This window comes from Dactylosporangium thailandense (genome assembly GCF_059739745.1).
On sequence record NZ_AP029195.1, the window covers coordinates 1925353 to 1945332 of the forward strand.

Here is a 19980-nt window from a genome sequence, read left to right on the forward strand (position 1 = left end):
GTGGGCCGGAGCGGCGTGACCCGTGGTAGTGTCCCGATCGATTGAAGTCGATGCGCCTGGGGAGAGCCACCATGACCGCTACGACGCAGCGCCCGGCCGGTCAAGCCCCGCGGCTGCCGTTCGCCCGGCCCAACATCCTCGAGATCGCCCCGCTCTACGACGTCCTGCGCCGCGAGGCGCCGATCACCCTCGTGACCACGCCCGCCGGTGACCCCGCGTGGCTCGTGACCGCCTACTCGGAGGCGCGCCAGATCTTCGGTGACAAGCGTTTCGGCCGCTCCCATCCCCAGCCGCAGCGCGCGTCGCGGATCACCCACGCCGCGCTGCAGGATGGGCCGACGGGCGACTTCGAGACGGAGGAGCGCGAGCACACGCGGATGCGGCGCCTGCTCGCGCCCGCGTTCTCCGCGGCCCGCATGCGCCGGCTCGGCACCCGCATCGAGGAGCTGACCGCGCGCTGCCTCGACGACATGCAGGCCGCCCGGGACGCGGACCCGGACACCCCCGTGAACCTGCACGAGTTCCTGTCGTTCCCGCTGCCCGTGCTCGTCATCTGCGAGCTGCTCGGCGTGCCCTACGAGGACCGGCAGCGCTTCCGCAACCTCTCCGAGCGCGTCGGGCGCATCGACGGCGGCGCCGACGCGCAGCTGGCGATGCGGGAGTTCAAGGAGTACACGGCCGGGCTCGCGGAGCGCAAGCGCCGGGACCCGGCGCCGGACGTCATCTCCGACCTCGTCACCGCGCAGACGACCGACCCCACGCTCGGCGACGACGAGGTGTCCCGGCTCGCGGCGGGGCTCATCTTCGCCGGCCACGAGACCACCTCGACCCGCATCGACCTGGGCACCCTGCTGCTGCTCGCGGACCTGAGCCGGCGCGACCGGTTCGTGGCCGACCCCGAGGGCGAGGTCGCCGCGACCGTCGAGGAGATCCTGCGCATCACCGCCCCCGGCGGCCTCGGCCTGCTGCGCTACGCCCACGACGACGTCGAGGTCGGCGGCGTCACGATCGCCCGCGGCGACGCGGTCATCATCTCCAGCAACGCGGCCAACCGCGACGCCACGGTCTTCGCCGATCCCGCGGACTTCGACGTGGACCGCAAGCCCAACGTGCACCTCGCGTTCGGTCACGGCGCGCACGTGTGCATCGGCGCGAACCTGGCCCGCACCGAGCTGCGCACCGTGTTCCCGGCGCTCCTGCGGCGCTTCCCGGGCCTGCGCCTCGCCGTGCCCGTGGACCGCATCGAGGTCCACGCGAACCGGCTCACCGGCGCCGTGGACGAGGTTCCGGTGCTGTGGTGAAGGTCCGGGCCGACACCGACGTGTGCGTGTTCTCGGGCATGTGCGTGCTCAACGTGCCCGAGGTCTTCGACCAGCGCGACGACGGGATGGTGGAGGTGCTCGCCGAGCGGCCGCCGGAGGACCTGCGGGAGCGGGTCCGCCTGGCCGTGCTCGGCTGCCCCTCCGGCGCCCTGTCCGTCGAGGAGGACTGACCTCAGACCTGGCGCACGTGCCGGCCGCGCGACGCCGAGGCGGCCGCGGCCAGCAGCGTCATGAGCGTCGCCGCGCCGAAGACCACCACGAGCCCGTCGTGGAACGGCTGCGCGATGAGGTTCGGGAAGAACTCGTGCCCGGTCAGCGTCGTGGCGTTGGCCGGCGGCAGGTTCCCCAGCACGCCGTACGGCTCCAGCAGGTGCGCGACCGGGTTGCTGCCCAGGAACGCCGCGAACAGGGTGCTCACCGGCGGCAGCGAGGCGACGGACGCGGCCACGTCCTGCGGCACGCCCTGCGCGGTGAGGCCGCTCGTCAGCGTCTGCGGCAGCGCGTGGGACAGGCCCACCACCATGAGCGAGAAGAACACCCCGATCGACAGCGAGGTGCCGGCGTTCTGGAACGTGGCGCGCATGCCCGAGGCCACGCCGCGCTGGTTCGCCGGCACGCTGCTCATGATCGCCGAGGTGTTCGGGGCGGAGAACATGCCCTGGCCGAGCCCGCTGACCACGAGCAGCGCGGCGAAGAGCGGGTACGGGAAGTCGATCGGGATCAGCAGCAGCCCCAGGAACCCGGCCGCCACGAGCAGCAGGCCCGTGGTCGAGAACAGCCGCGCGCCGAAGCGGTCGGAGAGGTAGCCGGAGATCGGCCCGGCGATGAGGAACCCGGCGGTCAGCGGCAGCATGAAGATGCCCGCCCACAGCGGCGTGTCCTCGAACTTGTAGCCGTGCAGCGGCAGCCAGATGCCCTGCAGCCAGATGATGAGCATGAACTGCATGCCGCCGCGGGCGATCGACACCAGCAGCGCGGCGAGGTTGCCGGCCGCGAACGCCCGGACCTTGAACAGCCCCAGCCGGAACATCGGGTGCGCGATGCGCGACTCGACGATCACGAACGCGATGAGCAGCAGCACCCCGAGGCCGATCCCGCCGAGCACGCGCGGGCTCGTCCAGCCGGTCGGATGGCCGCCGTAGGGCTGGATGCCGTACGTCATCGACGCCAGGATCAGCAGGGTGCCCGCGGCGAACGTGACGTTGCCGAGCCAGTCGACGGGGGAGCGGTGGCGCTCGCCGGTCTCGCGCAGGCTGCGGTACGACCAGATCGTGCCCACCACCCCGACCGGCACGCTGACCCAGAACACCGCCCGCCAGTCGATCGCGGCGAGGATTCCGCCCAGCAGCAGCCCGAGGAACTGCCCGGCGAGCGCGGTGATCTGGTTGATGCCCAGCGCCATGCCGCGCTGGCGGGCCGGGAACGCGTCGGTGAGGATGGCCGCGGAGTTGGCCGTGAGCATCGCGCCGCCGAACGCCTGCACGATGCGCCAGAGGATGAGCCACATCGCCCCGGCACCGGCGTGGAACGGGTCGAAGGACAGCGCCACCGAGGCGATGGCGAAGATCAGGAAGCCGAGGTTGTACATCCGGACGCGGCCGAACATGTCCCCGAGCCGCCCGAGCGCGACCACCAGCACCGCGGACACGAGCAGATAGCCCATGATCATCCACAGCAGGTAGCCGATGTTCCCGGGCGCGAGGGGGTCCAGCCCGATGCCCCGGAAGATGGCCGGCAGCGAGATGATGACGATCGAGCCGTCGATGGTCGCCATGAGCATGCCGAGCGTCGTGTTGGACAGCGCGATCCACTTGTACCGGTCGGGCTTCGTCTGCGTCAGCGTGGCGGTCACAGCTCCTCCGCCAGCTTGTCCAGCAGGCGGGCCGCCTCCACGAGCGCCCGCCGCTCGTCGTCGCTCAGGTGCCCGATCGCCTCGGCCAGCGCGTGGGTCTTCAGCGTGCGCCGGTCGGTGAGCAGCCGTCGCCCCTCGTCGGTGATGGTGATCAGCACGCGGCGGCCGTCGCCGGGATCGGGGGAGCGGCGCACCAGGTCGCGCTGCTCCATGGTCTGCAGCGTGGCGCCCATGGCCTGCGGCTTGACCCGCTCGTCGCCGGCCAGCTCCCCGGGTGTCGCGGGACCGCCGCGGTCCAGCCGCGACAGGACCGAGGCCTCCGACAGGGTCAGCTCCCCGGGCACGTGCGTCTGCCGGAGCCGCCGGACGAGCCGCCCGACCGCGATCTGCAGCGCGGCGGCGGTCTGCTCGATCTCCATATAGTAAACGTAGACTGATAAACCTGGGTTGAAGAAAGGGTGGCGCGGGTGATCCGCGCCACCCCCTCTTCTCGGCGCTCCTGGAGCTTGTGGTGCTCCTAGAAGCCGACCGCGACCAGCAGGTACTGCGGGCTGCCGTGCGACACGAACGACGACTGCCCGGCGTAGTCGTCGTACGGGAAGCCGTACGCGAGCCGGTTGATGGCGTGGTCGTGCCAGAACTTCGCGTAGTAGTTCGCCGGCGCGGCCAGGTAGTACGTGCTCGGGTTCGACCAGTCCGCCTGCGGCCGCTCGCGCACGTGCCGGTTGAGCGTGGAGCAGTTGGTCGGATCGTTGGCGAGCACTCCGGCGCAGCCGAAGATGTCCGACGTCGGCGCGTTGATGCCGAACTGCTGCGCGTAGGCGGTGAAGTAGTTCTGGTTCACCCCGCCGGCCCGGAACGTCGGGTCGCTGCCCGGCGCGATGATCCGGTAGGGCGCCTGCGACTGGGCCAGCACCTTGAACTGCTGCGGCACCTCGGCGATGAACTTCGCGAAGGTGGCCTCCCGCGTCTCGGTGAAGGTCTGGTAGTCCTCGCCGACCTGCACGTCGTAGCCGTCCTTGGCGTGCAGCCGCATCGCGATCTTCAGGCCGAACGCGTCGACCCGCGTGGTGTTGCCGTTGAACACGTTGGCCCCGACGGTGAACTCGATGAAGTCGAAGTACTGGCCGCCCGGCTGGCCCACGTAGAAGTACATCCGCCCCGCGCTGTTGGCCGGCATGTCGATGTACGGCTGTTCGGCGATCGAGTGCGTCTGCCCGTTGAAGCTCCAGTAGACCTGGCTGTCCGGGTAGCGGCCGTTGGTGCGGTTGAGCACCTTCACCATGACCACGTTCTGGGCGGCCGGGATGCCGCTGGTGTCGCCCCAGAACTGGTCCGGCGGCGGCGGGCTGCTCGGCGGGGTGCTGCCCGGCGTGGTCGGCGTGGCGGCGGAGACCCGGACGCCGAACTCGTACAGGGAGTAGCCGTACGCGGTGCCGCGGGCGGTGCCGTACATCCGCACGTAGCGCCCGGAGCCGCTGACGGTCAGGTTCTGCACCCCGCCCGCGCCGGTGGTCGTGCTGTAGATCGTCGTCCAGGTCGTGCCGTTGGCCGACGTCTGGATCTGGAACGCCTTGCCGTAGGCGGCCTCCCAGTTCAGGTCGACGCCGCAGATGGTCGCCGTGGCGCCCAGGTCGACCTGGAGCCACTGCGGGTCGCTGAACGCGCTGGACCAGCGGGTGGTGGTGTTGCCGTCGAACGCGGCCGAGGCCGGGCTGGCGGCGTTCTCCGTCGACGACGCGGTCGCCGGCTTGCCCTGGGCGTAGTTCGACGTGCCGCAGGACCCGCCGCCGAACGTGCCGAAGACCTGGAACTCCCACAGCGAGTAGCCGTAGGCGGTGGCGCGGGCCGTGCCGTTCATCCGGACGTAGCGCCCGGAGCCGGACACGCTGAGCGTCTGCACGCCGCCGGTGCCGGTCGTGGTGCTGTAGATGTTCGTCCAGGTCGTGCCGTTGGCCGAGGTCTGGATCTGGAAGGACTTGGCGTAGGCCGCCTCCCAGTTGAGCACCACCTGGTCGATGGTGGCCGTCTGGCCCAGGTCGACCTGGAGCCACTGCGGGTCGCTGAACGCGCTCGACCAGCGCGTGCCGGTGTTGCCGTCGGTGGCGGCCGAGGCCGGGCTGGCGGCGTTCTCCGTCGACGACGCGGTGGTCGGCTTGCCCTGCGACAGCAGCGTGCTCGCGGCGCTGGCGCTGCCGATCGAGAAGGCCGCGTAGCCGGCCAGGACCACCGCCACAGAGAGCGCGCTCACGAGGAGGCCGCGCCGTCGATTCCGTGGACGTCGATCGATGGATGCGGGGACGGGTGGTCTGGTTGTTTCGGACATCAAGGCAGCTCCCTGACGTGGTTGGGGCGTCATTGCGGGTTGGGTGACCGCCGCCGCACCCCATCGGGTGCGCCGGTTCAGGCGGCGGACCGGCGCTGGCGGGGCGCGGTCTGTGCGGGTGATGAGAGAGCGCTCTCTCCGCCTAGAGCGTCATCCAATCGGCCGGTTCCGTCAAGTGGCGGGTTTTGATGTCTGACGCATCGGGCACGTGCTGTCACAGATGGGCACGTGGTCGTGTCCACGGGCGCCCGGGAGGTGCACATTGGCTGACACGCAATCCGCATCAGCTCCCACCGGCGGGATCATCCGAAGTCTGATTCCCGCCCGGATCGACCGCTTGACCTGGGCGCCGTTCCATACGCGCATGGTCATCGCGCTCGGCACCGCCTGGGTGCTCGACGGGCTCGAGATCACCATCGCCAGTGCCGTCGGGGCCGTGCTGAACAAGCAGGAGACGCTCGGGCTCTCCAGCACGCAGGTTGGCGCGATCGCCACCGTGTACCTGCTCGGCGAGGTCTTCGGCGCGCTGTTCTTCGGCCGCCTCTCCGACGCCCTCGGCCGCAAGAACCTCTTCATCGTCACCCTCGGCGTCTACCTCGCCGGCAACGCCCTCACGGCGCTGACCTGGGGCAACGACGTCACGGGCCTGGTCTTCCTCTACCTGACGAGGTTCATCGCCGGAGCCGGCATCGGCGGCGAGTACGCCGCGATCAACTCCGCCATCGACGAGATGATGCCCGCCAGGTACCGCGGCCGGGTCGACATCGGCGTGAACGGCACCTACTGGGGCGGCGCCATCATCGGCACGCTCGGCACCTACGTGCTGCTCAACCACATCTCGCTGAACATCTCCTGGCGGCTGGGCTTCCTCATCGGCCCGATCATCGGTCTGCTGATCTGGAACCTGCGGCGGCACCTGCCGGAGAGCCCCCGGTGGCTCATCATGCACGGCCGCGAGCGGGAGGCCGAGGAGGCCATCGCCCAGATCGAGAGCGACGTCGAGCGCTCCGGCCAGCGCCTGGCCCCGGTCGACGAGAACCACGCCATCGAGGTCAAGCCGGCCTCCGGCCACGGCTATCTCTCGCTGATCAAGGTGCTCTTCACGAAGATGCCGGCCCGCTCCACGCTGTCGGCCTCGCTCATGATCACGCAGTCGTTCCTGTACAACGCGATCTTCTTCACCTACACCCTGGTGCTGTCGAAGTTCTACCACGTCGACGCCGAGAAGACCCCGATCTACCTGATCGCGTTCGCCGTGGGCAACCTGGCCGGACCGCTGGTGCTCGGCCACCTCTTCGACACCGTCGGCCGGCGCAAGATGATCGCCGGCACCTATCTGCTGTCGGGCGTGCTGCTGGCCATCTCGGCCTGGATGTTCGACGCCGGCATCCTCAACGCCTTCACGCAGACGCTCGCCTGGTGCGTCATCTTCTTCTTCGCCTCGGCGGGCGCGAGCTCGGCCTACCTCACGGTCTCCGAGATCTTCCCGCTGGAGATCCGCGCCCAGGCGATCGCCGTGTTCTTCGCGATCGCCCAGTGCTTCGGCGCCATCGGCCCGATCTTCTACGGCTGGCTGATCGGCGAGGGCACCGACCCGGGCAAGCTGTTCATCGGCTACCTCGTCGGCGCGGCCGTGATGATCATCGGCGGCGTGGTCGAGATAGTCCTGGGCGTGGACGCGGAGGGCAAGTCCCTCGAGCACGTGGCCACGCCACTGACCGCCGTCTCCGTCGGCGGCAACCGCATCGGGGAGTGAACCCTCGCTCACCTGGCGGCGTCCGGCTCCGGCCGGGCGCCGCCGTCTCCGTCCCCCGGCTCTGTCCCCCCGGCTCTGCTCAGCGGGTGAACGCGACGTCGAGCACCGAGCCGAGCGCGAGGTAGGCCATCGCCCCGAGCACCGCGGCCGGCACGAGCGCCACCAGCGCCAGCAGCCGTTCCCGCCCGGTGCGGCTGAGCACCAGGGGCACCGCAGGACATTTTCGCGTCGGCGCTGGTCGCGGCCCGGGTCCCGAGCTGCAACCGGCATCACAGCCCGCTCTCAGGAATCGGATGGCACTGCGTGTCATGCTTATCCGATGGCGACTACTGAGGCGGTTCCCGGTCCGGCGGTCCGGCGGCGTTCGCTCCTGCGGCCCCTGGCGTTCACGGCGACCCTCGCCGTGGTGCTCGGGCTGCTGTTCGGGGTGCCCTGGTGGTCGCTGGTCATGGCCGGCAACGACTGGCCGCTCGGGGTCCGGGTCGCCGGCACCGCCGTGTTCGCCGTGGCGCTCGTCGTCTTCCCCGTCACGATGTTCCTCGGCCACGGGCGCCGCGTCGACTGGGCGGCCCGCCTCGCCGACACGATCCTCGGCGCCGTGTGGATCCTCTTCGTCTGGGCCGTGGCCGGGGACCTGCTGCGCCTCGCCCTGCTCGCCGGGGGAGTCGACGACCCGGTGCGCTCCCGCGTGGCGGCCGGGTTCACCGCGGTGGTCGCGCTGGGGCTGGGCGTGTGGGGGTACCGCGAGGCCATGCGCGTCCCCCGGGTGCGCCGCGTCGAGGTGCGCATCCCGCGGCTCGGGGCCGGGCTCGACGGGCTGAAGATCGTCCAGCTCACCGACACCCACTACGGGCCGATCGACCGCGTCGCCTGGTCGAAGGGGGTCACCGAGGTGGTCAACACGCTCGGGGCCGACATCGTGGCGCACACCGGCGACATCGCCGACGGCACCCCCGGGCAGCGCACCGCGCAGGCGGCCCCGCTGGCCGACGTGCGGGCCGGGCTGGCGCGGGTCTACGTCACCGGCAACCATGAGTACTTCGGCGAGGCCCAGGGCTGGCTCGACCACATGCGGGGCCTCGGCTGGGAGCCGCTGCACAACCGGCACATCGTGATCGAGCGCGGCGGCGACCGGCTCGTGGTGGCCGGGGTCGACGACCGCACCGCCGCCGGCAGCGGGCTGGAGGGGCACCGGGCCGACCACGCGATCGCGCTGGAGGGGGCCGACCCCGGGCTGCCGGTGCTGCTGCTCGCCCACCAGCCCAAGCAGATCGACGCCGCGGTGGCGCACGGCATCGACCTGCAGATCTCCGGGCACACCCACGGCGGGCAGATCTGGCCGTTCCACTACCTGGTGCGCGTCGACCAGCCGGTGGTGCAGGGGCTGACCCGGCACGGGGACCGCACGCAGCTCTACACCAGCCGCGGCACCGGATTCTGGGGCCCGCCGTTCCGCGTGTTCGCGCCCAGCGAGATCACCGAGATCGTACTGCGCTCCGGCGCCTGACGGTCGTTACCGGCAGTACACGGGCATGCCGCGAGCGTGACCGGCGTCACCTAACGCATCGGCGCCCGTCGACGGCGACGGGCGTATGTTCAGCCTTGCGGGTCCCGGCGCCCTGACACCGGGACCAACGGGGATGGCACATGAGCGCCGTGACGCTCGCCTTTCTGGGCCTCGGTGGCCTGAGCCTGCTGTTGCTGCTGATCTCCCTGCGGTTCCGCCACCTCGGGCACCTGCGGTTGCCGCACCCGCGGTGGTTGCACCTGCCGCGGGGGCGCGGCCGGGGCCCGGGGTTCGCCCTACCGGCCACGAGCGGGTTCCTGGGCGGGTTCGGGTTCGGCGGGGCGATCGCGATCGAGGCCACCCACCGCACCGGCGGCCCGGCGGTGCTCGCCGGGATCGCCGCCGGCGTCGTGGTCGGGGCGCCGCTGGCCTGGGCGGCGGGGCGGTTCGTGGCCGCCGTCGCCGGCATGCGCACCGACGCCACCCCCGAGAGCGCCGGGCTCATCGGGGCCACCGGGATCGTCGTCAGCGAGATCCCCGTGGGCGGGCTCGGCCAGGTGCGGCTGTCGTATGCCGGGCAGCCGATGAAGTTCAACGCGCGGGCGGACGGCCCGCTCGCGCTCGGCGTCCAGGTGCTGGTCATCGGGGTCCCGACGCCCACCAGCGTGCTCGTGATGCCGCTACCGGCCGTTCTCAACCTTGAGGAAGGGTCATGAATCCCCTGTACGTCGCCGTCGGCGGCCTCGCCGTCCTCGTCGTGCTCATCGTCGCCTCCGTGCTGTCGAGGGTCCGTGTCGCCGGGCCCAACGAGGCGTTCATCGTCACCGGCCGCAAGGGCCGCGCCGTCACGAGCGCCGACGGCAGCGTCACCACCGACCTGTCCGGCCAGAAGGTCGTCATGGGTGCGTCCGTGTTCGTGCTGCCGATCGTGCAGCGGCTCTACCGCCTGGACCTGTCCAGCCGCGAGATCCCCGTCCAGGTCAGCGCGGCGGTGAGCAAGCAGGGCATCCGGTGCGACGCCGAGGCGGTCGCCATCGTCAAGGTCGGCGGCACCGCCGAGATGATCCGGCCGGCCGCGCAGCGGTTCCTGCACCAGCAGAACCGCATCGAGACGTTCACCGCGCAGGTGCTCGCCGGCGCGCTGCGCAGCGTCATCGGGCGGCTCACCATCGAGGAGATCATCCGGGACCGGGCCGGGTTCGCGGCCCACGTCGCCGAGGAGGCCGAGCTCACCCTCACGCATCAGGGGCTGGTCCTCGACGTGTTCCAGCTCGAGGACATCCGCACCGCGGGCACCTACCTGCAGGACCTCGGGCGGCCGGAGGCGGCCCGGGTGTTCCGGCTCGCCGCGATCGCCGAGGCGCAGGCGCGGCAGGGGGCCGAGCAGGAGCGGATGCGGGCCGAGGAGGCGATCGCCGAGTCCGAGCGGAACCTGGCGGTCAAGAAGGCCACGGTGCAGGCCGAGATCGACGCGGCCAACGCCCGCTCGGCGAGCGCGGGCCCGATCGCGCAGGCCGAGATGCAGCAGGCGGTCCTCGCCGAGCAGCAGAAGGTGGCCGAGCGCAACGCCGAGCTCAAGCAGCGCCAGCTCGACACCGAGGTGCGCAAGCCCGCCGACGCCGAGCGCTACCGGGTGGAGCAGGAGGCCGAGGCGGCCAAGAACGCGGCGATCGCGCGGGCCGAGGCCGGGCGGCAGGCGACCATCGCCGGGGCGCAGGCCCAGGCGGAGCAGGCGCGGCTGGTCGGCGAGGGCGAGCGGGCCCGGCGCGCGGCGGCCGCGGAGGCGGTGCGGCTGGAGGGCGCGGCGGAGGCGGACGCGGTGCTGGCCCGCGGGCAGGCCGAGGCGGCGGCGATGCGGGCCAAGGCCGGGGCGTTCGGCGAGTACGGCCAGGCGGCCATCCTCGACCTGCTCGTGCGCGTGCTGCCCGAGGTGGTGGGGGCGGCGAGCGCGCCGATCGGGGAGATCGACCGGATGACGGTCATCTCGACCGAGGGCGCGACCTCGCTGACCAAGGCGGTGGCGAGCAACGTGGCCCAGGGGCTGCAGCTGGGCACCGACCTGACCGGCGTCGACCTCAAGGCCCTCCTGGCCGGGCTGGCGACGAGCGGCGCGAGCGGGAGCAACGGCAAGCCCGAGGCGATCGAGGCGAAGTAGACCGGAGGCGCACCCCCTTGGTACCGTCGAGTACCAAGGGGGTGCGTCATGCTTCCAGGCACCGCGGTTCGATGGGCGACCAAGCACGGCTTCATGCGGGCCGGCATCAACGCCGCCGCGCGCAAGGGCGACGAGCAGGCCCGGTTCTTCATCGACCCGGCCGTGCGCGCCGATCCCTACCCGTTCTACCGGGGCATCCGCGAGACCGCGCCGCTCGTGCGCAGCCGGCTCATGTGGGCCACCGCGCGGCACGATCTCGCCGGGGCGGTGCTGCGGCACGAGGCCTTCGGGGTCGGGTTCTCCGACCGGCCGCTGCCGGCGCCGATCGGGCTCATGTTCCGGTTCAGCCGCCGCAGCTCGCCGATCGGGCCGGTCGACCCGCCGTCGATGCTGGTGACGGACCCGCCCGACCACACGCGGTACCGACGGCTCGTCTCGAAGGTGTTCACCGCCCGCGCGATCGAGGGGCTGCGGCCGCGCATCGAGCAGACGTGCGCCGACCTGCTGCGGGACAAGCCGGCCGACCTGATCGCCGACTTCGCCTCCCTGCTGCCGGTGACGGTGATCGCGGAGATCCTCGGCGTCCCGCTGGACATGCGCCAGAAGTTCCTGGCCTGGGGCAACGCCGCCGCGCCGACGCTGGACCTGGGGCTGTCGTTCGCGACCTACCGGCAGACCGAGATCAACATCCGGCACGTCAACGACTGGATGCGCGGGCACTTCGCCCGGCTGCGCCGCGAGCCCGGCGACGACCTGCTCAGCCAGCTGGTGCGGCTCGACGACCTGAGCGAGGACGAGCTGCTGGCGACCGCGGGGCTGCTGCTCGCGGCCGGGTTCGAGACCACCGTGAACCTGCTCGGCACCGGCGCCTGGCTGCTCATGCGCCACCCGGAGCAGCTGGCGATCCTGCGCGAGCAGCCGCAGCGGTGGGGCAACGCGGTCGAGGAGACGCTGCGCTTCGACTCGCCGGTGCAGGTGACCGCGCGCGTCTGCCGGAAGGCCACCGAATTCGGCGGAGCGGCGATCGAGCCGGGGCATGTCGTGATGGCGATGCTCGGCGGCGCGAACCGCGATCCGGAAGTATTCCCCGATCCGGACACATTCGACGTGACCCGGACGAATGCGCGCGAGCATTTGTCGTTCTCCGGCGGGGTGCATTACTGCCTCGGCGCCGCGCTGGCCCGGCTCGAGGGCGAGATCGGGCTGCGGATGCTGTTCGAGCGCTATCCTGACCTGCGCATCGACGGCGAACCACATCGACGGACCACCCGGGTCCTGCGCGGATTCGAGTCGCTGCCGGTGACGATCTGAGCAAGCGCGTGTTTCCGGATGGGTCCTCCGGCCTCACGCGTGTGCATCCCTGAATTGCTGGAAACGGCGCCGAATCAATGCTGTGACGGCGTATTCGTGGAAATGCCACGGGCGCATCACACCGCGGCCGGAGCATTCTCGCCGTGCGCCGGACGCTGCCGTTCACCCTCCTGCTGGCCCTCGTGGCCGCGCTGCTCGGGCCCGTGCCCGCGGCCCGCGCCGCCACCCCCGCCGGGTTCGCCACGCAGCTCGTCGTCGGGGCGGGACTGGACGGGCCGACCGGGTTCGAGATCGCGCCCGACGGGCGGGTCTTCATCCTCGAGCGCACCGGCAAAGTCAAGATCTTCAAGGACGGCCACCTGCTCGCGCAGCCGTTCGCCGACCTGCCCTCGGAGGCCTCCGGCGACCGCGGGCTGATCGGGGTCGCGTTCGATCCGGGGTTCGGGGTCGCCAACCACTGGGTGTACTTCTACTTCACCGGCCACGACCTGCGAAACCATCTCGTGCGCTTCGACGCGTCCGGCGACGTCGGCACCGAGGGCCCCTTCACGATCTTCGAGACCCAGTCGCCGTCGCAGCTGCTGCACGTCGGCGGGAGCATCCGCTTCGGGCCGGACGGCAAGCTCTACTTCGCGGTCGGGGACAACGGCTACCCGCCCAACGCCCAGGACCTCTCCAACCCGCACGGCAAGATCCTGCGGATCAACCCGGACGGCTCGATCCCGGCCGACAACCCGTTCGCCGGGCAGCCGGGCCGGCTCGGGGCGATCTGGGCCTACGGGTTCCGCAATCCGTGGCGCTTCCAGTTCGACGCCGCGACCGGGCGCCTCTACGCGGGCGACGTCGGCGACTACACCTGGGAGGAGCTCAACCTCGTCGTCAAGGGCGGCAACTACGGCTGGCCGGTGCACGAGGGCCGCTGCGCCACCGGCTGCGCGGGCTACACCGACCCCGTCTCGGCCTACAACCACGACGGCGGCAGCGGCGCGGTCACCGCCGGACCCGTCTACCACGGCACGCAGTTCCCGGCCGAGTACGCCGGGAGCCTGTTCTTCGGCGACTACTCCCGCGGCTTCATCAAGCGCGCGGTGCTCGACGAGACCGGGCAGGTCCGGCGCGTCGAGGACTTCGACCTCGAGGCGGGCAGCGTGGTCGACCTGAAGGTGGCGCCCGACGGATCGCTCTACTACCTCACGTACTTCCCCGGCCAGCTCTACCGCGTGTCGTACAGCCCGGCCGGCAACGCCCCCGTGGTGCACGCCGCCGCCGACCCCACCGGCGGCCCGGCCCCGCTGACCGTGCACTTCTCCTCGGCCGGCACGAGCGATCCCGACGGGGACGACCTGACGTACGCCTGGGACTTCGGCGACGGCAGCAGCAGCACGGCGCCGAACCCGGCGAAGGTGTACGCGAACGTCGGGGTCTATCCGGCGACGCTCACGGTCTCCGACGGCACGAGCACCGTCGCCTCCCGGCCGATCGTCGTCCAGGTCGGCACCCCGCCGACCGTGCGGATCGCGGCGCCGGTCGACGGCAGCGCGTACGACTCGGGCGACACGATCACGGTCAACGCCTTCGGCAACGACGCGGCCGGCTTCGACGTCTCCGACGGGGACATCAAGACCGAGGTCTTCCTGCACCACAACACCCACGTGCACCCGTTCGTCGGGCCGCTGACCGGCCGGGTCGGGCAGTTCACGATCCCGACCACGGGCGAGGCGTCGGCGAACACCTGGTTCGAGATCAAGGTGACCGTGACCGACCGCAACGGCCTGTCGAGCGCCCGGTCGGTGTTCATCTACCCGCGCACGTCCACGATGACGTTCGCGACCAGCCCGCCCGGCCTCGGCCTGACCCTCGACGGCGTCCCGATCGCGACTCCGGACCAGGTGCAGGGCGTGGTCGGCTTCCAGCGCGAGCTCGCCGCGCCGCCGACCGCCGTGGACGCGGCCGGCACCGTCTACCACTTCACCGGCTGGTCCGACGGCGGCGCGATCCGGCACTTCGTGACCACCCCGCCGGCCGACGCCACCTGGACCGCGACCTACGCCCCGTCGGCCCCGTTCACCGGCGAGTACTTCAACAACCAGAACCTCGACGGCACCCCCGCGCTCGTCAGGAGCGACAAGACCGTCGACTTCGTGTGGTCCACCGGCTCGCCCGACCCGAGCATCGCCGCCGACCACTTCTCGGCCCGCTGGACGAAGACCGAGTACTTCGCCTACGGCCGCTACCGCTTCACCATCGCCTCCGACGACGGCGCCCGCCTCTTCATCGACGACGACCTCGTCATCGACCAGTGGCACGACCAGGGCCCGACCGCCTACGACCACGTGGCCGACCTCGGCGCCGGCGAGCACACGGTGCGGATGGAGTTCTACGACAACGTCGTGGACGCGAGCGCCCGGCTGAGCTGGGACACGACGCCGGACCAGCCGCGGGACGTGTTCACCGCGCAGTACTGGAACACCCCCGGCTCCGGCGACAAGCCCAGCGTGCCGTCGGCCGCCCCGGCGCTGACCCGCGACGAGCCCGCGATCGACCACGACTGGCAGCTCGGGTCGCCGGATCCGAGGATCGCCGAGGACCACTTCATCGCGCGGTGGACCCGGTCGCTGACGCTGAGCGCCGGGTACTACGACTTCACCACCACGACCGACGACGGGGTGCGCCTGTGGGTCGACGGGCAGCTCGCCGTCGACCACTGGGGCGACCAGGGGCCGACGCCCTACACCGCGCACCTGCCGCTGGGCAACGGCGCGCACACCGTGGTCATGGAGTACTACGAGAACGGCGGCGGCGCCCTGGCCCGGCTGGCCTGGGCCCGCACCGGGGACATCCCGGCCGCCCCGCCGTACCTCGCCCGGTACACGGACGCGAACGCCGACTACTACGCGAGCGAGTCCACAGTGGACCACGAGTGGGGCGAGGGCGGGCCCGGGCACGGGATCGGGGTGGACGACTTCCGCGCGGAGTACACCCGCACCGTCGTGCTGCCCGCCGGGCTCTACCGCTTCTCGGGCGCCTCCGACGACGGGGTCCGCGTCTCGGTCGACGGGCTGCCGATCGTGGACAAGTGGCGCGACCAGAACGAGGACTTCAGCGCCGACGTCTCCCTGCTCGGCGGCGCCCACGACATCAGGGTCGAGTACTACGAGCACGCCGCCGGCGCTCGCCTGCACTTCGGCTACAAACGCGTCGGCGACGTCGCCGCCCCGGCCGGCTGGACCGGCGCCTACTACGTGGGCACCGACCTCGGCGGCGCCCCGGCGATGCTGCGCACCGACGGCGCCATCGACTTCGACTGGGGCAGCGGCTCGCCCGGCCCGGCGATCCCCGCCGACGGCTTCTCCGCCCGCTGGACGAGGACCGACCACCTCGCCGGCGGCACCTATCGCATCACCGCCACCAGCGACGACGGGATCCGCGTGCGCCTCGACGGGGACGTGGTCATCGACGGCTGGTCCGAACACCCACCGGCCACCTACACGTACGACACCACCCTGCTCGAGGGCGACCACACGATCACGGTCGAGTACTTCGAGCGCGGCGGGAGCGCACTGGCGCGCTGTTCGGTCATCCGTCTGTGATCTTGAGGAGATCCGCTGTGACCAGCCCAAGGGCCACGATCGTCATCCCCTGCCGGCACGAGGAGGACAACGTGGGGCCGCTGATGCGCCGGCTCGCCGCGGTCGTCGACGACGTCGAGCTGCTCTTCGTGGACGACAGCGACGACGACGGTACCGTCGCCGCCATCTCGCGCGCGGCCCGCGAGCTGCCCGCGACCATGCGCGTGCGGGTCTTCCACCGCACCGGCGCGCAGCGCGTGGGCGGCCTGGCCGGCGCGGTCGTCGACGGCTACCGGCGCGCCCGCGCGACCCGGGCGCTCGTGATGGACGCCGACCTGCAGCACCCGCCGGAGCTCGTGCCCGCGATGCTGGCCGCGCTCGACGACCACGACCTCGTCATGGCCAGCCGCTACCGCGAGGGCGGCACCAGCGGCGGGCTCGACGGGCCGCTGCGCCAGGCCGTCTCGACCGGCTCGACGCTGCTCGCCCGGGCCGCGTTCCCGGTGGCGCTGCGCGGCGTCACCGACCCGATGACCGGGTTCTTCGGGGTGCGGCTGGACAAGGTCGACCCGGACCGGCTGCGCGCCCGCGGGTTCAAGATCCTGCTGGAGATCCTGGCCCGCTACCCGCGGCTGCGCCGGACCGAGCTACCGCTGGAGTTCGGCGCGCGGCTGGCGGGGCAGAGCAAGGGCGACCTGCGGCAGGGGCTGCTGTACCTGCGCCAGCTGCCGACCCTGCGCGCGACGACCTGGTTCGCGACCCCGGCCGCCCGCTGGGGCACGCTGCTCGCGCTCGTCGGCGCGGTCACCGCCGGGCTGGTGGCCGCGCCGCTGTCCGGGGCCGCGGTGCTGGCGCTGCTCGTGACCGCCGTCGCCGTCTACAACACCGTCGTCGGCGCGCTGGAGGTGCGCTGGCGGCTGTACGGCTGGCGCACGCCCGAGGCGGTCTCGCAGATGCGCTGGCCGTTCAGCGACGGCGTCCACCACGAGCGGTTCACGATCATCGTGCCGGCGCTGCACGAGGACCTGGTCATCGCCGGGACGCTGCGGCACCTGCTCGAGCAGGACCACCCGGACTACGAGATCCTCGTGTCGCTGTGCGAGGGCGACGACGCCACGATCGCCGAGGTCGAGCGCGTGCGGGCCGGCCACGACCCGCACGGGCGGGTGCGCACGGTGATCCGCGCCTACGAGCGCTCCAACAAGCCGCGGCAGCTCAACGCGGCCCTGGCGGTGGCCACCGGCACCGTCGTCGGCGTCGTCGACGCCGAGGACGACGTGGCCCCGCAGCTGCTCACGCGGGTCGACACGCTGCTGGGGCGCACCGGGGCCGACGTCGTGCAGGGCGGGGTGCAGCTGATGACGCTGGGCTCGCGGGCGCGGGACTGGTTCAAGGTGCACAACGTCATGGAGTACTTCTTCTGGTTCACCAGCCGCATGTTCTACCAGGTGCGGACCGGATTCGTGCCGCTCGGCGGGAACACCGTGTTCATCCGCCGCGCGCTGCTGGAGAAGGCCGGCGGGTGGCCGGACAACCTCACCGAGGACTGCGCGCTCGGGGTGCTGCTGTGCACGCGGTACGGCGCGAAGGTCGTCGCCGCCTACGAGCCCGAGCTCGCGACCCGGGAGGAGGTGCCGCAGACCATCGCGAACAAGCGGGCCGGATCGCTGTTCTGGCAGCGGGTGCGCTGGAACCAGGGGTTCCTCAGCATCCTGCTCGAGGGCCGCTGGTCGGCGCTGCCCACGCTGCGGCAGCGGGTGCTGGCGGGGTACATCCTGGCCACCCCGTTCCTGCAGGCCTTCTCGGCGCTGCTGCTGCCGCTGTCGATCGCGACGATCGTGTGGCTGAAGGTGCCCGTGTTCGTGGCCATGCTCATGTACGCGCCGTTCCTGCCCATCCTCATCACGCTCGCGACGCAGGTCGTGGGGCTGCGGGAGTTCGCGCGTTCGTACCGGCAGAAGGTCCTGTGGCGCCACTACGCCTTCCTGCTCATCGGCGCCCCGGTGTACCAGTGGGTGCTGATGGGCGCGGCGTTCTGGGCCGTCTGGCAGCACCTCGACGGCAACACCACCTGGCACAAGACGGCCCACGGCGGCCACCACCGCCCGGTGCTCGCGTCATGACCGCGGTCCTGGAGATCGAGCGCTCGGTCGCCACTGCCGCACCGGCGCCCCCGGCCAGGCGACGGTCCTACCGGTCCGCCTGGGTCCTCGCGCCGCTGCTCGTCGTCGCCGGGCTCGTCAACGGGTGGAACCTGCACGGCTGGCCGGGCCGGGTCAACGACGACGAGGGCACCTACGTCGACCAGGCCTGGGCGATGCTCGACCACGGCGCCCTGGCCCACTACACGTACTGGTACGACCACCCGTTCCTCGGCTGGGCCATCATCGCCGGGTACGCCGGCCTGACCGACGGCTTCGACCGCGCCCCCAGCGGCGTCATGGTCGGCCGCGAGGTCATGCTCATCGCCGCGCTGGTCAGCTGCGCCCTGCTGTGGCTGCTGGCCCGGCGGCTGAAGTTCAACCGCGCCTGGTCGGCGGTCGCCGTCGCCCTGTTCGCGCTGAGCCCGCTCGCCGTGTACTTCCACCGCATGGTGTTCCTGGACAACCTGGCCACCATGTTCATGCTCGCCGCCCTGGCCGCGGCCGCCTCCCCGCGGCGCAGCGTCGGCGCGGCGCTGTGGAGCGCGGTGTGGTTCGCGGGGGCCGCGCTGTGCAAGGAGACCATCGTCATCCTGCTCCCGGCGCTGGTCTGGCTGCTCGTGCGGCACACGGACCGCCGGACCCGGCCGTGGAACCTCGGCGTGTTCGGGGTCGCGTTCGTCGTGCTCGTCTCGGCGTACCCGGTCTTCGCCCTGCTCAAGAACGAGCTCGTGCCGGGGGACGGGCACGTGAGCCTCGGCTGGGCGCTGTGGTGGCAGGTGTTCGGCCGCGCGGGCAGCGGCAGCCTCCTCGACCCTTCGTCGGGCGCCTACTCGCTGGCCCACTCGTGGGTGGACCTCGATCCCTGGCTGATCATTCCAGGTGTACTGCTCGTGCCCGCGGCACTGCTCGTCCCGCGCCTGCGCCCGATCGCCCTGGCCCTGCTCATCCAGGTCGCGATGATGTGCCGCGGCGGCTACCTGCCCTTCGCCTACGTCATCGCCCTGCTCCCGTTCGCGGCCCTGCTCATCGCGGGCGCCGGCGACGAGCTGTGGGCGTGGCTGCCCTCCTGGCGGCGGTACCTCCCGGCGGGCGCGGCCGCACTGGTGGCCGTGGCCCTCGTGCTCCCCGCGTGGGCCTCGACGATGATCGCCCAGTCGAGGACCGACGGCAGCGCCGACTCCCGCGCCGCCACGCGCTGGGTCGTCGACCACGTCCCCCGCGACTCGGTCGTCGTGACCGACGACTACATCTGGCTCGACCTGAAGCTCGCCGGGTTAACGAGGCCCGTCTGGCTCTGGAAGGTCGACACCGACCCGGAGGTCATGGAGGAGGTCCTGCCCGCGGGCGTGTCGAGCATCGACTACATCGTGATGGCGGGCCAGGCCGACAGCACCCTGGCCTCCCTGCCGACCCTGCGCGCGGGCGTCGCCGGCTCGGACGTCGTCGAGCGCTTCGGCGAGATCGAGGTCCGGAAGGTCCGCCGGTGACCCGCCTGCTGCGCCTGGCGGCCTTCGGCGCCGCGGGCGCGTCGGGCGTCCTGCCGAACCTGGCGGTCATGTGGCTGCTGTCGGACCGGCTGGGCGTGCACTACCTGGCCTCCGCGGTCGCGGCGACCGAGGTGGCCGTCCTGTGGAACTTCGTCCTGGTCGACACGCTCGTCTTCCGGCGCCGCCGGGCGGCCCGCCCGTGGTGGAGCCGCCTGGCCCGCTTCGCCGTGCTGAACAACCTCGACCTGGCCGTGCGCCTGCCCCTGCTGACCCTCCTGGTCGGCACCCTGCACGTGAACTCGGTGGCGGCGAACCTGACCACGCTGGCGGCGGCGTTCGTCCTGCGCTTCGCCGTGACCGATCGCTTCATCTACCGGGAGCCGGCCCGGGAGCCGGCCCGGGAGCCGGCCCGGGAGCCGGCCCGGGAGCCGGCCCTCGCCCCACCCGTGCCGCCTCCGGCACTGGCGCTCGCCGACACGACCTGACCCACCGGCCCGGCAACGCCGGCACCTGCCGGAATGCTTCGGCCGCCGGGCGATCAAGGCGAACCG

At 72.0% G+C, this 19980-nt stretch carries 15 protein-coding genes; 11 read left to right on the top strand and 4 right to left on the bottom strand.

Annotated elements, in window-relative coordinates; all coding sequences use genetic code 11:
• Positions 1–71 precede the first annotated feature (71 nt).
• Positions 72–1301, top strand: coding sequence for a cytochrome P450 (locus tag AC6JBM_RS08415; protein WP_497983025.1), 1230 nt, complete (start codon positions 72–74; stop codon positions 1299–1301).
• Complete coding sequence (locus tag AC6JBM_RS08420; protein ID WP_497983026.1) at positions 1295–1492, top strand: ferredoxin; 198 nt, start codon at positions 1295–1297, stop codon at positions 1490–1492. Before AC6JBM_RS08415 ends, AC6JBM_RS08420 begins: the two co-directional genes overlap by 7 nt.
• 2 nt (positions 1493–1494) lie before the next feature.
• Here the strand turns inward: AC6JBM_RS08420 and AC6JBM_RS08425 are convergent, their stop codons facing one another.
• From AC6JBM_RS08425 to AC6JBM_RS08435, 3 genes are all read right to left on the bottom strand, one after another.
• On the bottom strand, positions 1495–3174 hold the full coding sequence (locus AC6JBM_RS08425) for an MFS transporter (protein WP_497983027.1): 1680 nt from the start codon (positions 3172–3174) through the stop codon (positions 1495–1497).
• Entirely contained in the window at positions 3171–3593 is a 423-nt protein-coding gene (locus AC6JBM_RS08430) for a MarR family winged helix-turn-helix transcriptional regulator (RefSeq protein ID WP_497983028.1), read from the bottom strand. The genes AC6JBM_RS08425 and AC6JBM_RS08430 overlap by 4 nt, the downstream gene beginning before the upstream one ends.
• 98 nt (positions 3594–3691) lie before the next feature.
• Positions 3692–5500, bottom strand: a complete 1809-nt coding sequence (locus AC6JBM_RS08435; RefSeq protein WP_497983029.1) for a discoidin domain-containing protein — start codon at positions 5498–5500, stop codon at positions 3692–3694.
• Between the two features lie 364 nt (positions 5501–5864).
• Between AC6JBM_RS08435 and AC6JBM_RS08440 the strand changes: the two genes are divergently transcribed.
• Positions 5865–7256, top strand: coding sequence for an MFS transporter (locus AC6JBM_RS08440; protein WP_497983030.1), 1392 nt, complete (start codon positions 5865–5867; stop codon positions 7254–7256).
• Positions 7257–7335: 79 nt separating this feature from the next.
• Here AC6JBM_RS08440 and AC6JBM_RS08445 read toward each other — a convergent pair whose 3' ends face one another.
• Positions 7336–7467 (bottom strand): hypothetical protein, encoded by a 132-nt coding sequence (locus AC6JBM_RS08445; RefSeq protein ID WP_497983031.1) that lies wholly within the window; start codon positions 7465–7467, stop codon positions 7336–7338.
• 108 nt (positions 7468–7575) lie between these two features.
• On the opposite strand from AC6JBM_RS08445, the gene AC6JBM_RS08450 reads away from it, so the two are divergent.
• From AC6JBM_RS08450 to AC6JBM_RS08485, 8 genes are all read left to right on the top strand, one after another.
• Positions 7576–8763 (top strand): metallophosphoesterase, encoded by a 1188-nt coding sequence (locus AC6JBM_RS08450; RefSeq protein ID WP_497983032.1) that lies wholly within the window; start codon positions 7576–7578, stop codon positions 8761–8763.
• 140 nt (positions 8764–8903) lie between these two features.
• Entirely contained in the window at positions 8904–9479 is a 576-nt protein-coding gene (locus tag AC6JBM_RS08455; protein WP_497983033.1) for an NfeD C-terminal domain-containing protein, read from the top strand.
• Positions 9476–10918, top strand: coding sequence for a flotillin family protein (locus AC6JBM_RS08460; RefSeq protein WP_497983034.1), 1443 nt, complete (start codon positions 9476–9478; stop codon positions 10916–10918). Before AC6JBM_RS08455 ends, AC6JBM_RS08460 begins: the two co-directional genes overlap by 4 nt.
• Positions 10919–10966: 48 nt before the next feature.
• The gene (locus AC6JBM_RS08465; protein ID WP_497983035.1) at positions 10967–12229 is read left to right on the top strand and encodes a cytochrome P450; all 1263 of its coding nucleotides are present in this window, start codon (positions 10967–10969) and stop codon (positions 12227–12229) included.
• Between the two features lie 143 nt (positions 12230–12372).
• Complete coding sequence (locus AC6JBM_RS08470) at positions 12373–15819, top strand: PA14 domain-containing protein (RefSeq protein ID WP_497983036.1); 3447 nt, start codon at positions 12373–12375, stop codon at positions 15817–15819.
• 17 nt (positions 15820–15836) lie between these two features.
• Complete coding sequence (locus AC6JBM_RS08475) at positions 15837–17921, top strand: glycosyltransferase family 2 protein (protein ID WP_497983037.1); 2085 nt, start codon at positions 15837–15839, stop codon at positions 17919–17921.
• The gene (locus AC6JBM_RS08480; protein ID WP_497983038.1) at positions 17918–19429 is read left to right on the top strand and encodes an ArnT family glycosyltransferase; all 1512 of its coding nucleotides are present in this window, start codon (positions 17918–17920) and stop codon (positions 19427–19429) included. The genes AC6JBM_RS08475 and AC6JBM_RS08480 overlap by 4 nt, the downstream gene beginning before the upstream one ends.
• Positions 19426–19914, top strand: coding sequence for a GtrA family protein (locus tag AC6JBM_RS08485; RefSeq protein ID WP_497983039.1), 489 nt, complete (start codon positions 19426–19428; stop codon positions 19912–19914). Before AC6JBM_RS08480 ends, AC6JBM_RS08485 begins: the two co-directional genes overlap by 4 nt.
• Positions 19915–19980 lie beyond the last annotated feature (66 nt).

Excerpts from the sequence above, each read along its gene's own strand:
- AC6JBM_RS08480 (WP_497983038.1), top strand. The coding sequence starts at position 17,918 with ATGACCGCGGTCCTGGAGATCGAGCGCTCGGTCGCCACTGCCGCACCG.
- AC6JBM_RS08430 (WP_497983028.1), bottom strand. The coding sequence starts at position 3,593 with ATGGAGATCGAGCAGACCGCCGCCGCGCTGCAGATCGCGGTCGGGCGG.
- AC6JBM_RS08450 (WP_497983032.1), top strand. The coding sequence starts at position 7,576 with ATGGCGACTACTGAGGCGGTTCCCGGTCCGGCGGTCCGGCGGCGTTCG.
- AC6JBM_RS08465 (WP_497983035.1), top strand. The coding sequence starts at position 10,967 with ATGCTTCCAGGCACCGCGGTTCGATGGGCGACCAAGCACGGCTTCATG.
- AC6JBM_RS08455 (WP_497983033.1), top strand. The coding sequence starts at position 8,904 with ATGAGCGCCGTGACGCTCGCCTTTCTGGGCCTCGGTGGCCTGAGCCTG.
- AC6JBM_RS08415 (WP_497983025.1), top strand. The coding sequence starts at position 72 with ATGACCGCTACGACGCAGCGCCCGGCCGGTCAAGCCCCGCGGCTGCCG.
- AC6JBM_RS08435 (WP_497983029.1), bottom strand. The coding sequence starts at position 5,500 with ATGTCCGAAACAACCAGACCACCCGTCCCCGCATCCATCGATCGACGT.
- AC6JBM_RS08460 (WP_497983034.1), top strand. The coding sequence starts at position 9,476 with ATGAATCCCCTGTACGTCGCCGTCGGCGGCCTCGCCGTCCTCGTCGTG.
- AC6JBM_RS08440 (WP_497983030.1), top strand. The coding sequence starts at position 5,865 with ATGGTCATCGCGCTCGGCACCGCCTGGGTGCTCGACGGGCTCGAGATC.